The following is a 12,316-nucleotide window of genomic DNA, read 5'->3' on the forward strand; positions in this document are numbered from 1 at the left end:
TGACAGATAAGGAACCTGAGAAATTAGACTTATTGCACATCTTTTTTATTTTACAAATATTTCACCATTACGATTATCATACTTAACACCGCTCCGTGATTATTCTTTTTATTCTCGCTCGCGCTAAAACCCTTTTATTTTATGGGGCATTGTTCAGCCGCATCCAGCGCCGTGTTGTAGCCCAGAAGATAAGCGCCAGCAGACTTACGGTAGCACCGAGCAAACAAACGCCCTGCCAGCCGAATCCAGCATAGATAACAGTTGTCGCCATGGCGCCCAACCCACTGCCTGTCGCGTAAAACAGCATATATAACGCCACCAGTCTGCCGTGTTGAGCAACGTTGGTGCGCAAAAGCAGACTCTGGTTCGTGACATGCAGCGCCTGTCCGCCGAAATCAAGCAGTACAATCCCCAGGATCAGCAGAACCAGAGAGTGTTCCAGCCTTGACAGCGGCCACCAGGCAAGCAGCAATAGCAGAAGAGACAGCAAACTTGTGCGCTGTGCATTACCGCGATCCGCTTCCTTTCCGGCTTTCGCCGCAGCCAGTGCTCCCGCAACACCCGCCAACGCCAACAAACCAATCGCCGTATGTGAAAAACCAAATGGTGCGGCCCTCAACGGCAGCACCATAGCACTCCAGAAAATATTAAAAGCCGCAAACATCAACAGCGCCAGCACACCACGGATTTGCAATACCCTATCGGTGCATAACAGCACCAGCATTGAAGACATCAAACGAAACCAGCTTTCAGAAACCGCAGAGGCGCGCATGACCGGCAACCGTTGCCTGAGGAGCAGCAACAGCATCATCATTAGCAATGCAGAAGCGCCATACACCGCCCGCCATCCCGCCAGGTCACTAATAACCCCGGCAAAGATACGCGCCAGCAGCAGGCCGATAAAAACGCCGCCTTGCGCGGCGCCCACTACCCTGCCCCGTTCCCGTTCACTGGCAATACTGGCCGCACTGGCGATCAATCCCTGTGTCATGGCCGTACCCAGCAAACCGGTTGCCAGCATGCCAGTGAGCAACACTACAGCCGATTGCGCCAGCGCCACGGTGCTCAACGCCACCATCAGCGCCAGTAACTGCACCAACAATAACCGACGTCGTTCAACAATATCGCCCAGTGGTACCAGCAGCAGTAAAGCCAACGCTGATCCCACCTGAGTTGCAGTCACCACGCCGCCGACAGCCGCCTGGCTAATGGCGAAACTCTGCGCCAGCGCATCAAGTAGCGGCTGAGCGTAATAAACATTCGCCACACATAAGCCGCTGGCCACGGCAAACAGGGCAATCAAACCCCGTTCTGTTGTCTGCTTGTTTTTATTCATTCCACTAACCTGGTTGCAAAATAAAACTGGTTGAAGCGTAGCCAGGCTAGTTTTAAAATGCAACCAGAATTCCAAACCGGAGATACGCCGTGCCACTGAAGACTCAACCCTGCCCCGTTGCCCGTTCTGTCGATTTGATTGGCGATCGCTGGGCATTGCTTATCATCCGTGATGCCTTCGACGGCGCGCGGCGTTTTGGTGATTTTCAGCGTGGTCTTGGCGTGGCGCGTAACATTCTTACCGACAGGCTACGCAAGCTAGTGGAAGCGGGCATTTTTACCACTCAACCCGCATCAGATGGCACGGCATATCAGGAATATGTGCTGACAGAGAGAGGCGAATCGTTATTTCCGGTAGTGGTGGCGCTGCGCCAGTGGGGCGAACAACATCTTTTTGCTCCTGGTGAACCCCATTCCGTATTGATCGATAGCCAGAGCGGCGAAGCCATCCCCCCGATGCTGCCGCAAGCGGCTGACGGGCACCGGCTTACCGCGGCAAATACTGAAGTACGTAAATTACGGCAATAAAAAAGGCCGCTACGGGAGCGGCCAACCATGTCGAGACAAGTTTATGCTCCCCTCAGGGAGGAGCAATAGTTTTATTTAATGATAGATTTCAGTGCTTCGCCGATATCAGCGAGGCTACGCACAGTTTTCACCCCGGCCGCTTCCAGCGCAGCGAATTTCTCGTCCGCTGTACCTTTACCACCCGCGATGATGGCGCCCGCGTGGCCCATACGTTTGCCTTTCGGCGCAGTGACACCCGCGATGTAGCCGACAACCGGTTTGGTCACATGTTCTTTGATGTAAGCAGCCGCGTCTTCTTCTGCGCTACCGCCAATCTCGCCGATCATAACGATCGCTTCGGTCTGCGGATCTTCCTCGAACAGTTTCAGGATATCGATAAAGTTAGAGCCCGGGATCGGGTCGCCACCGATACCAACACAGGTAGACTGACCAAAGCCGTAATCGGTGGTCTGTTTAACCGCTTCATAAGTCAGCGTACCGGAACGTGACACAATACCGATTTTACCCGGTTTGTGAATATGGCCCGGCATGATGCCGATTTTGCACTCGCCCGGGGTGATTACACCAGGGCAGTTCGGGCCGATCATGCGCACGCCAGCTTCGTCCAGCTTCACTTTTACCGTCAGCATATCCAGCGTCGGGATACCTTCAGTAATGGTGATAATCAGTTTGATGCCCGCGTCGACGGCTTCCAGAATCGAGTCTTTGCAGAACGGCGCCGGAACGTAAATCACGCTGGCTGTCGCGCCAGTGGCTTCCACCGCTTCACGTACGGTATTAAATACAGGCAGACCCAGATGCGTGGTGCCGCCTTTACCTGGCGTTACACCACCAACCATCTGCGTACCGTAGGCAATCGCCTGCTCGGAGTGGAAAGTACCCTGGCTACCGGTAAAACCCTGGCAGATAACTTTGGTGTTCTTATCAATCAAAACAGACATTATTTCCCCTCCACTGCGGCAACAACCTGCTGTGCTGCATCCGTCAGACTTTTCGCTGCGATAATGTTCAGACCACTGTCCGCCAGACGTTTGGCACCCAGCTCGGCGTTGTTACCTTCCAGACGGACAACCACCGGGACGTTAACACCCACCTCTTCTACCGCACCGATGATGCCGTCGGCAATCAGGTCGCAACGCACGATACCGCCGAAAATGTTCACCAGCACCGCTTTCACGTTCTCATCGGAGAGGATAATTTTAAACGCTTCAGTAACACGTTCTTTGGTCGCACCGCCGCCGACGTCGAGGAAGTTCGCCGGTTCGCCGCCGTGCAGCTTAACGATGTCCATGGTGCCCATCGCCAGACCCGCACCGTTAACCATGCAGCCGATGTTGCCATCCAGCGCAACATAGTTCAGTTCCCACTGCGCAGCTTGCGCTTCACGCGGGTCTTCCTGCGACTGGTCGCGCATTTCGCGCAGTTCCGGCTGGCGGAACAGTGCGTTGCCATCAGCGCCCAGTTTGCCGTCGAGGCAGATAAGGTCACCTTGTTTGGTGATGACCAGCGGGTTGATTTCAATCAGCGCCAGATCGCGCTCAAGGAAAATAGTCGCCAGCCCCATGAAAATTTTAGTGAACTGCTGAACCTGTTTGCCTTCCAGACCGAGTTTGAACGCCAGTTCGCGTCCCTGGTACGGCATCGGGCCAGTCAGCGGATCAATGGTGGTTTTGTGGATCAAGTGCGGCGTCTCTTCTGCCACTTTTTCGATTTCCACGCCGCCTTCCGTCGACGCCATGAACACCACACGTCGTGAGCTGCGGTCAACAACCGCACCCAGATACAGCTCTTTGTCAATATCCGTTGCCGCTTCGACCAGAATCTGGTTAACCGGCTGACCGTTGGCATCTGTTTGGTAGGTTACCAGGCGTTTACCCAGCCAGTGTTCCGCGAAAGCGCGAATATCTTCTTTGCTGCTAACGACTTTTACGCCGCCCGCTTTACCACGGCCGCCCGCGTGGACCTGGCATTTCACCACCCACGGGCCGGTGCCGATTTTCGATGCGGCTTCTTCTGCTTCACGTGGGGTAGCACAGGCGTAACCAACCGGAGTCGGCAGTCCTGACCGGGCAAAAAGCTGTTTCGCCTGATACTCGTGTAAGTTCATGTGTTCTATCCATCCTTCATTTAATTTGTCATGCCGGAAGCGCCAGAGCTTTCCGGCCTGCAAAGCAGGTGTTCGTTATAGACCCGGCAGCCTGCGCCGCCGGGCAAAGGACACTACACATCCAGCAGCAGACGCGTCGGATCTTCCAGCATTTCTTTGATTGCGACCAGGAAGCCCACAGACTCACGTCCGTCGATCAGGCGGTGGTCATAAGAGAGCGCCAGGTACATCATCGGCAGAATTTCAACTTTGCCATCTACCGCCATTGGGCGATCTTTGATGGCGTGCATGCCAAGGATCGCACTCTGCGGCGGGTTGATGATCGGCGTGGACATCAGCGAACCGAATACACCGCCATTAGTGATGGTAAAGTTACCACCGGTCAGATCCTCAACGGTCAGCTTGCCGTCACGGCCTTTTACCGCCAGTTCTTTAATTTTCTTCTCGATGTCGGCCATGCCCAGCGTATCCACATCACGCAGTACCGGCGTAACCAGACCACGCGGTGTGGAAACCGCCATGCTGACATCGAAATAGTTGTGGTAAACCACGTCGTCGCCATCAATAGAGGCGTTCACTTCCGGATAGCGTTTCAGCGCTTCAACGACCGCTTTCACGTAGAACGACATAAAGCCCAGACGGATGCCGTGACGTTTTTCAAACGCATCACCGTACTGCTTGCGCAGATCCATGATTGGCTTCATGTTGACTTCGTTAAAAGTCGTCAGCATGGCAGTTGAATTTTTCGCTTCCAGCAGACGCTCAGCTACGCGTTTGCGCAGACGGGTCATCGGCACGCGTTTTTCAGAACGGCCAGCCAGCTGCGGCGCCGGGCTGCTTGCCGGCTGAGCGGCCGGTTTGCTCTCTTCTTTAGCCGGGGCTTTCGCCAGGAACTTATCCACATCTTCACGGGTGATGCGGCCGCCAACGCCGGTACCTTTAATCGCACTGGCGTCAAGGCTGTGTTCAGCCAGCAGGCGACGGATCGCCGGGCTGAGCGCGTCGTTATTTTGCTCTTCCAGCGACGCCTGCTGGCGCTGAGCTGGCGTGGATTCTTTCGCTTCAGATTTGGCGCTGCTCTCTTTACCCGAGCTGTTGCCTTCTTTCAGGCGGCCAAGGATCTGACGGGAAGTGACCGTCGTACCTTCGTCTTCCAGCACCGCGTCCAGAACACCGTCCGCTGAAGCCGGTACTTCCAGTACCACTTTGTCCGTTTCGATTTCTACCAATACTTCATCGCGTCGGACGCTATCGCCTGGTTTTTTGTGCCAGGTCGCGACAGTCGCATCAGCAACGGACTCAGGCAGATCGGGAACAAGAATATCTACGCTACTCATTATTTATCCTTTATTGAATCGACGTTCAGCGCGTCATTCACCAGCTCTTGCTGTTGCTTCTGGTGAACGGACAGATATCCCACCGCCGGGGAGGCGGAGGCCGGGCGTCCTGCATAGCGCAGAGCGGCCCCAAAAGGTATCACATCACGGAAATGATGCTGGCTGCAGTACCATGCGCCCTGGTTAAGCGGCTCTTCCTGGCACCAGACAAAATCATGTACGTGCGCATAAGGTTTCAACGCGTCCTGCACCGACTGATGCGGGAACGGGTACAACTGCTCAATACGGACAATGGCAACATCCTTCTGGTCATTTTTACGACGCTGTTCAAGCAGGTCGTAATAAACCTTACCAGAACAAAGGATAACGCGCTTCACGGCTTGCGGATCCAAATCATCCACTTCGCCAATCGCCGGCATAAAGGTGCCATTCGCCAGTTCATCCAGCGTGGAGACCGCCTGCGGATGACGCAGCAGCGACTTCGGTGACATCACCACCAGCGGGCGACGCATACCGCGCAACGCCTGACGACGCAGCATATGGTAAACCTGCGCCGGGGTGGACGGGACGCAAACCTGCATGTTTTGCTCAGCGCACAGTTGCAGATAACGCTCCAGACGCGCGGAAGAGTGCTCCGGGCCCTGCCCTTCATAGCCATGCGGCAACAGCATTACCAGCCCGCACATACGGCCCCACTTCTGTTCGCCGGAGCTGATGAACTGGTCAATCACCACCTGCGCGCCGTTAGCGAAGTCGCCGAACTGTGCTTCCCAGATGGTCAGCGTACGCGGCTCAGCGGTGGCGTAGCCATATTCAAAAGCCAGCACCGCTTCTTCAGAGAGCACGGAGTCCCACACGCGGAACGGGCCCTGGCCATTATGCACGTGGCTTAGCGGCGTATAGGTTGAGCCGTTGGCCTGGTTATGGATCACGGCGTGGCGATGGAAGAAGGTACCGCGCCCGGTGTCCTCACCGGAGAGGCGCACCGGAATGCCTTCATCAACCAGCGTGGCGTAAGCCAGCGTTTCAGCACCGCCCCAGTCGAACAGTTTCTCGCCATTGGCCATTAACTGGCGATCGGCGTAGATTTTCGCCACACGGGACTGCATCTCAATGGCTTCCGGCACCGTGCTGATGCGCCTCGCCAGTTCTTGCAGGCGTTTCATCTCTACTTTGTTCGGGTAACTCTCATCCCACTCGTGATTGAGGTACGGCGACCAGGTAAAGGAGTGCATATTCATTGGACGCCATTCAGCGACCACACACTCGCCCGCATCCAGCGCGTCGCGGTACAGGTTAACCATCTCAGTGGCATCTTCCAGCGTGATGGTTTTGTCCTGCTCCAGACGATCGGCGTAGATTTTACGCGGCGTCGGGTGTTTTTTGATTTTCTGGTACATCAACGGCTGGGTTGCGCTCGGCTCGTCGGCTTCGTTATGGCCGTGACGGCGGTAGCACACCAGATCGATAAACACATCGCGTTTGAAAGTGTTACGGAAGTCCAGCGCCAGACGGGTAACGAAAGCAACCGCTTCCGGATCGTCCGCGTTGACGTGGAAAATCGGCGCCTGCACCATCTTACCGATATCGGTACAGTACGGCGTAGAGCGGGCATCCAGCGGGTTGGAGGTGGTGAAACCAACCTGGTTGTTGATCACCACGCGCACCGTACCGCCCACTTCATAACCGCGCGCTTTGGACATGTTCAGGGTTTCCTGTACCACGCCCTGACCCGCCACCGCCGCGTCACCGTGAATGGTGATCGGCAGCACTTTATTGCTGCTCGGCTCAGAGAGGCGATCAAGACGCGCGCGTACGGAACCAATCACCACCGGGCTAACGATTTCCAGGTGCGACGGGTTAAACGCCAGCGCCAGATGCACCAGACCGCCTTCAGTCTCAACGTCAGACGAGAAGCCCATATGGTATTTCACGTCGCCGGTACCGAGGTGTTCTTTATGTTTACCGGCAAACTCGTCGAACAGATCCTGCGGCTGTTTGCCCAGCACGTTGACCAGCACGTTCAGACGACCGCGGTGCGCCATGCCCAGCACCACTTCGCGGGTGCCGCTTTTGCCTGCATGGCGAATCATCTCTTTCAGCAGCGGTATCAGCGCATCACCGCCTTCCAGCGAGAAGCGTTTCGCGCCCGGGAACTTCGCCCCGAGATAACGCTCCAGACCTTCAGCTGCCGTCAGTTCGCTTAAGAAGCGTTTTTTCTCTTCGCTGCTGAAGCTCGATTTTCCGGCTGCTGACTCAATCCGCTGCTGGATCCAGCGCTTCTCTTCAGTGCTGGTAATGTGCATGTATTCCGCGCCGATCGAACCGCAATAGGTCTCTTTCAGCGCTTTGATCAATTCGCCCAGCGGCAGGGTATCTTTCCCAATCGCAAAGGAACCTACGTTATAGCTGTTCTGGTAATCCGCTTCGCTCAGATCGTGGAATGCCGGATCCAGATCGGCAACGCGCTCTTGCTGCCACAGCCCCAACGGATCGAGATTCGCATGCTGGTGACCACGGAAGCGGTAGGCGTTGATCAACTGCAGGACTTTGACCTGCTTAACGTTGGTGTCGGGGTCGGAAATAGAGGAAGAGTAACGTGAGGCATCTTTCGCCAGTTGACGGAAATAATCACGTGTTTTGGAGTGGAACTGATCCGGTTTGACTCCGGTGCCCGGTAACTGCTGGAACATAGATCGCCAGTTAGCATCTACCGAGTCAGGATCGGTTAAGAAGTCTTCATAGAGCTGTTCTATCCAGCTCTGGTTCGACCCAGAGAGGTAAGAAGAGTCCAGCCAGGCTTTCATTGCGCCGTTCTGCATCGTGATCCCTTAAGCATTGTTATGCTTACTTCGCCGTGGATAACTACGACGTACACCGAGTAGCGCACGTCCCAGGGTTCACTTGCGGGCTCTTGGCGGCCCGCGAAGGAACCTTTAAAAACTGCCCTAATCTTCGCTGTCCGGGCTGCGACTGTGTTGGCTGCCTTCACTTACCCTGGTCACATAGTTCACTATGCTCCCAGGGATGCGCTCAGTTGCCGCCTTGTCTCGCTCCAGACATCTCGATTATGTCTTTGTGGCGGTTTTTAAAGATTTCCTGCTTTTGTATCGCCCTTACCGGGCCGACAAACATCATTAATACTGTAGGCCGGATAAGCGCAAGCGCCATCCGGCACTTCGACCGCGCAGCGCTATCCGGCACGGACTAATTACGCACTTCTTTGCAACAACATCGACTTAATATGGCCGATGGCGCGCGTCGGGTTCAGCCCTTTCGGACATACACTGACGCAGTTCATGATGCTGTGGCAGCGGAATACGCTGAAAGCATCGCTCAACCCTTCCAGACGGCTGTCGGTTTCGGTATCGCGGCTGTCGATCAGGAAGCGATACGCCGCCAGCAAGCCAGCCGGGCCGATAAACTTATCCGGGTTCCACCAGAATGACGGGCAGGACGTAGAACAGCAGGCGCAAAGAATACATTCGTACAGACCGTCAAGCTTTTCACGCTGCTCTGGTGCCTGTAAATGTTCTCTGGCCGGTGGATTTTGCCCATTATTCAATAAGTAAGGTTTAATCTTCTCATATTGGGCATAGAATTGTCCCATGTCCACCACCAAATCGCGGATAACCGGCAACCCTGGCAGCGGGCGGATAACGATCTTCTGTTTGCCGTTGCCAAGCGCGGAAATCGGGGTGATACAGGCAAGACCATTCTTACCGTTCATGTTCAGACCATCGGAACCACATACACCTTCACGGCAGGAGCGGCGGAACGACAGTGTAGAATCCTTTTCTTTCAGCTGGATTAATGCATCCAGCAACATCATGTCACGCCCTTCTTCCGCTTCCAGCGTGTAATCCTGCATACGCGGCGCGTCATCCACATCCGGGTTATAGCGATAAATCGAGAATTCGAGTTTCATCATCCTGTCTCCGCATTAATAAGTACGAATCTTCGGCGGGAACGCCGGACGCAGTTTCGGTTCCATATTCACGCTACGGCGCGTCATGGATTCCGTTTCTGGCAGATACAGGCTGTGGCACAACCAGTTCTCATCGTCACGATCCGGATAGTCGAAGCGGCTGTGCGCGCCACGGCTTTCGGTACGGAAGTTTGCGGAAACAGCCGTTGCGTAAGCGGTTTCCATCAGGTTATCCAGCTCCAGGCACTCAACGCGCTGGGTATTGAACTCGCTCGACGTATCATCCAGACGAGCCTCTTTCAGGCGCTCGCGGATCACTTTCAGTTGTTCAAGACCTTTCGCCATCGCATCACCTTCGCGGAACACCGAGAAGTTATGCTGCATACACTCTTGCAGCGCTTTGCGGATGGTGACCGGATCTTCGCCGCTACGATTGTTATTCCAGCGGTTGAGGCGGGTGAGCGCCCCTTCGATATCCGATTCGCTGGCATCGCGCAGCGCGCCCTGTTCAGCGATAGATTCTTGTAAATGCAGACCTGCTGCACGGCCAAAGACCACCAGGTCGAGCAGCGAGTTACCGCCCAGGCGGTTGGCGCCGTGAACCGATACGCAGGCGATTTCGCCCACCGCAAACAGCCCCGGGATCACGACATCTTCGCCCTTCTCGTTGACCGTCAGCGCCTGGCCGGTCACTTTGGTCGGAATACCGCCCATCATATAGTGGCAGGTCGGGATCACCGGAATTGGCTCTTTCACCGGATCCACATGTGCGAAGGTGCGCGACAGTTCCAGGATCCCCGGCAGACGCGATTCGAGTACTTCTTTACCCAGATGATCGAGTTTCAGTTTGGCGTGCGGTCCCCATGGACCGTCGCAACCGCGACCTTCACGGATTTCGATCATGATGGAACGCGCCACCACATCACGGCCCGCCAGGTCTTTGGCGTTCGGCGCATAACGCTCCATAAAGCGCTCGCCGTGTTTGTTAAGCAGATAGCCGCCTTCACCACGGCAGCCTTCCGTTACCAGCACCCCTGCCCCGGCGATACCGGTCGGGTGGAACTGCCACATCTCCATATCCTGCACCGGTACACCCGCGCGTAGTGCCATACCCACGCCGTCGCCGGTATTAATGTGCGCATTGGTGGTGGACTGGTAAATACGGCCTGCGCCGCCAGTTGCCAGCACGGTTGCGCGGGCTTTGAAGTAGACGACTTCACCGGTTTCGATGCACAGTGCGGTACAGCCCACGACAGCGCCATCCTGGTTTTTCACCAGATCCAGCGCGTACCACTCGGAAAAGATGGTGGTGTGATTTTTCAGGTTCTGCTGATAAAGGGTATGCAGCAGCGCATGGCCGGTACGGTCCGCTGCCGCTGCGGTACGCGCCGCCTGCTCGCCGCCGAAGTTCTTCGACTGGCCGCCAAACGGACGCTGATAGATACGGCCATCATCAAGACGGGAGAACGGCAGGCCCATATGCTCCAGCTCAAGAATCGCTTCCGGGCCGGTTTTGCACATATATTCAATCGCGTCCTGGTCACCGATGTAGTCGGAACCTTTTACCGTGTCATACATGTGCCATTCCCAGTTATCTTCATGGGTATTGCCCAGGGCTACGGTGATACCGCCCTGCGCAGACACAGTGTGGGAACGGGTTGGGAAAACTTTGGAGAGCAGCGCACAGGTTTGCCCGCTCTGGGAAATTTGCAGCGCCGCGCGCATACCTGCGCCGCCCGCGCCAATAACAACAGCATCAAATTCTCTGACTGGCAATTTCATTACACACCCCACACCACAACGAATCCATAAATCACGTAAGCCGCCAGCGCCACAACAATAACCAGTTGCAGAATCAGGCGTACAGCCAGCGGTTTAACGTAGTCGGTCAACACTTGCCACATGCCAATCCAGGCATGGATCAGAATGGAAAACAGCGCCAGCAGAGTGAAGACTTTGGTAAAGGCGGAGGAGAAGAAGCCGGTCCAGACCACCCAGGTCAGGTCGCCATGCAGGGCGAAAAAACCCACCATATAGATGATGTATAACGTCAGGACGATGGCGGTAGCACGGACAAGAATAAAATCATGTACGCCGTTGCGTCCTAATGCGGAGGCGTTGCTTACCATACGAGAACTCCTGCGAGAATTGAAAGCACGACAGTGATCACAAAAGAAAGGTTTGCGGAACGTTTTCCTGCTTCGAAGGTTTCTTCCAGCCAGCCAAAATCCATCAGCATGTGACGAATCCCGCCGACAGCGTGATACGCCAGCGCGGTGAGGATGCCCCACAGAATGAATTTAACGAAGAAGCTGTTCACGATGGCAGAGGCAGTCAGGAAGCCGTCTTCAGATGACAGCGACAGGCCCAGTAACCACAGCAGAATACCGACGGCTACAAACGTAATAACGCCGGAGACGCGGTGAAGAATGGAAGCTATAGCCGTAACAGGAAACCGAATTGTTGTCAGATCCAGATTGACAGGTCTTTGTTTTTTCACATTTTTTATCATGAATAACGCCCACATGCTATTCTTATAGTTTCCTTCCTCCGGTCTGCGTGCGGGTCAGACAGCGTCCTTTTCTATAACTGCTCGTCATGCAAAAAATTAGCTTCCAGATGCTAAACGACAGGTTACAACGCTGGGTGGCTCGGGATGGCAGGGTATTCCGGAGACCTGGCGGCAGTATAGGTCGTTCACAAAATCATTACAATTAACCTACATATAGTTTGTCGGGTTTTATGCAGAACAGTGACACTCATCACGATAACAACATTCTTTTAAAATTTAATCATCTGATTTGACAAAAGTTAAACATTATTGTTACAAACTACGCCGAATAAGGCTTATAATTCGCAAAAGTTATGGGGTCTTGCTTTCACCTGAGAATAAGTTATGTAACAGTGTGATGGTATTGACCGATGTAATCAGGACAGTTATTAGTGATATACAGGTTTGACAAATTCGGACTGCTGAGACGCTGATTTGCTGTTTTTTCACTGTATTTTCAATGTGTACTGGCACGCGCCATTGCTCTGTACCCTGGTTCTCCCTCTCCACAGAGCTGCGAGCTAATAACA

11 protein-coding genes are annotated in these 12,316 nt (G+C 54.7%); 2 read left to right on the top strand and 9 right to left on the bottom strand.

The window, feature by feature from the left end; all coding sequences use genetic code 11:
- Positions 1–139 precede the first annotated feature (139 nt).
- Positions 140–1,336: an MFS transporter gene (locus Y71_RS19060; RefSeq protein WP_007373911.1), complete on the bottom strand. Its 1,197-nt coding sequence runs from the start codon at positions 1,334–1,336 to the stop codon at positions 140–142.
- Between the two features lie 89 nt (positions 1,337–1,425).
- On the opposite strand from Y71_RS19060, the gene Y71_RS19065 reads away from it, so the two are divergent.
- Positions 1,426–1,863 (top strand): winged helix-turn-helix transcriptional regulator, encoded by a 438-nt coding sequence (locus Y71_RS19065; RefSeq protein ID WP_007373910.1) that lies wholly within the window; start codon positions 1,426–1,428, stop codon positions 1,861–1,863.
- 71 nt (positions 1,864–1,934) lie between these two features.
- On the opposite strand, the gene sucD is transcribed toward Y71_RS19065, so the two are convergent.
- The 8 genes from sucD to sdhC all read right to left on the bottom strand — a co-directional run bounded on the left by sucD (position 1,935) and on the right by sdhC (position 11,762).
- Positions 1,935–2,804: a succinate--CoA ligase subunit alpha gene (gene sucD, locus Y71_RS19070; protein WP_007373909.1), complete on the bottom strand. Its 870-nt coding sequence runs from the start codon at positions 2,802–2,804 to the stop codon at positions 1,935–1,937.
- Positions 2,804–3,970 carry an ADP-forming succinate--CoA ligase subunit beta gene (gene sucC, locus Y71_RS19075; protein ID WP_007373908.1) on the bottom strand — a complete coding sequence of 389 codons (1,167 nt, stop codon included), beginning with the start codon at positions 3,968–3,970 and terminating at the stop codon, positions 2,804–2,806. Before sucC ends, sucD begins: the two co-directional genes overlap by 1 nt.
- A gap of 113 nt (positions 3,971–4,083) precedes the next feature.
- On the bottom strand, positions 4,084–5,307 hold the full coding sequence (gene odhB / locus Y71_RS19080) for a 2-oxoglutarate dehydrogenase complex dihydrolipoyllysine-residue succinyltransferase (RefSeq protein ID WP_007373907.1): 1,224 nt from the start codon (positions 5,305–5,307) through the stop codon (positions 4,084–4,086).
- Positions 5,307–8,129, bottom strand: a complete 2,823-nt coding sequence (gene sucA / locus Y71_RS19085; protein ID WP_007373906.1) for a 2-oxoglutarate dehydrogenase E1 component — start codon at positions 8,127–8,129, stop codon at positions 5,307–5,309. Before sucA ends, odhB begins: the two co-directional genes overlap by 1 nt.
- 389 nt (positions 8,130–8,518) lie before the next feature.
- Positions 8,519–9,235, bottom strand: a complete 717-nt coding sequence (gene sdhB / locus Y71_RS19090) for a succinate dehydrogenase iron-sulfur subunit SdhB (protein ID WP_007373904.1) — start codon at positions 9,233–9,235, stop codon at positions 8,519–8,521.
- Positions 9,236–9,250: 15 nt separating this feature from the next.
- The gene (gene sdhA, locus Y71_RS19095) at positions 9,251–11,017 is read right to left on the bottom strand and encodes a succinate dehydrogenase flavoprotein subunit (RefSeq protein WP_007373903.1); all 1,767 of its coding nucleotides are present in this window, start codon (positions 11,015–11,017) and stop codon (positions 9,251–9,253) included.
- Positions 11,017–11,364, bottom strand: coding sequence for a succinate dehydrogenase membrane anchor subunit (gene sdhD / locus Y71_RS19100; RefSeq protein WP_007373902.1), 348 nt, complete (start codon positions 11,362–11,364; stop codon positions 11,017–11,019). Before sdhD ends, sdhA begins: the two co-directional genes overlap by 1 nt.
- Entirely contained in the window at positions 11,358–11,762 is a 405-nt protein-coding gene (gene sdhC / locus Y71_RS19105) for a succinate dehydrogenase cytochrome b556 subunit (RefSeq protein ID WP_035885974.1), read from the bottom strand. The genes sdhD and sdhC overlap by 7 nt, the downstream gene beginning before the upstream one ends.
- Positions 11,763–12,036: 274 nt before the next feature.
- Between sdhC and Y71_RS31130 the strand changes: the two genes are divergently transcribed.
- Complete coding sequence (locus tag Y71_RS31130; RefSeq protein WP_418268662.1) at positions 12,037–12,195, top strand: hypothetical protein; 159 nt, start codon at positions 12,037–12,039, stop codon at positions 12,193–12,195.
- The last annotated feature ends 121 nt before the right edge of the window (positions 12,196–12,316 follow it).

The sequence above is a fragment of the Kosakonia radicincitans DSM 16656 genome (assembly GCF_000280495.2).
Taxonomy (GTDB): domain Bacteria; phylum Pseudomonadota; class Gammaproteobacteria; order Enterobacterales; family Enterobacteriaceae; genus Kosakonia; species Kosakonia radicincitans.

Coding starts and splice junctions, on each gene's coding strand:
- Y71_RS19060 (WP_007373911.1), bottom strand. CDS start 1,336: ATGAATAAAAACAAGCAGACAACAGAACGGGGTTTGATTGCCCTGTTT.
- sucD (WP_007373909.1), bottom strand. CDS start 2,804: ATGTCTGTTTTGATTGATAAGAACACCAAAGTTATCTGCCAGGGTTTT.
- sucC (WP_007373908.1), bottom strand. CDS start 3,970: ATGAACTTACACGAGTATCAGGCGAAACAGCTTTTTGCCCGGTCAGGA.
- odhB (WP_007373907.1), bottom strand. CDS start 5,307: ATGAGTAGCGTAGATATTCTTGTTCCCGATCTGCCTGAGTCCGTTGCT.
- sucA (WP_007373906.1), bottom strand. CDS start 8,129: ATGCAGAACGGCGCAATGAAAGCCTGGCTGGACTCTTCTTACCTCTCT.
- sdhB (WP_007373904.1), bottom strand. CDS start 9,235: ATGAAACTCGAATTCTCGATTTATCGCTATAACCCGGATGTGGATGAC.
- sdhA (WP_007373903.1), bottom strand. CDS start 11,017: ATGAAATTGCCAGTCAGAGAATTTGATGCTGTTGTTATTGGCGCGGGC.
- sdhD (WP_007373902.1), bottom strand. CDS start 11,364: ATGGTAAGCAACGCCTCCGCATTAGGACGCAACGGCGTACATGATTTT.
- sdhC (WP_035885974.1), bottom strand. CDS start 11,762: ATGTGGGCGTTATTCATGATAAAAAATGTGAAAAAACAAAGACCTGTC.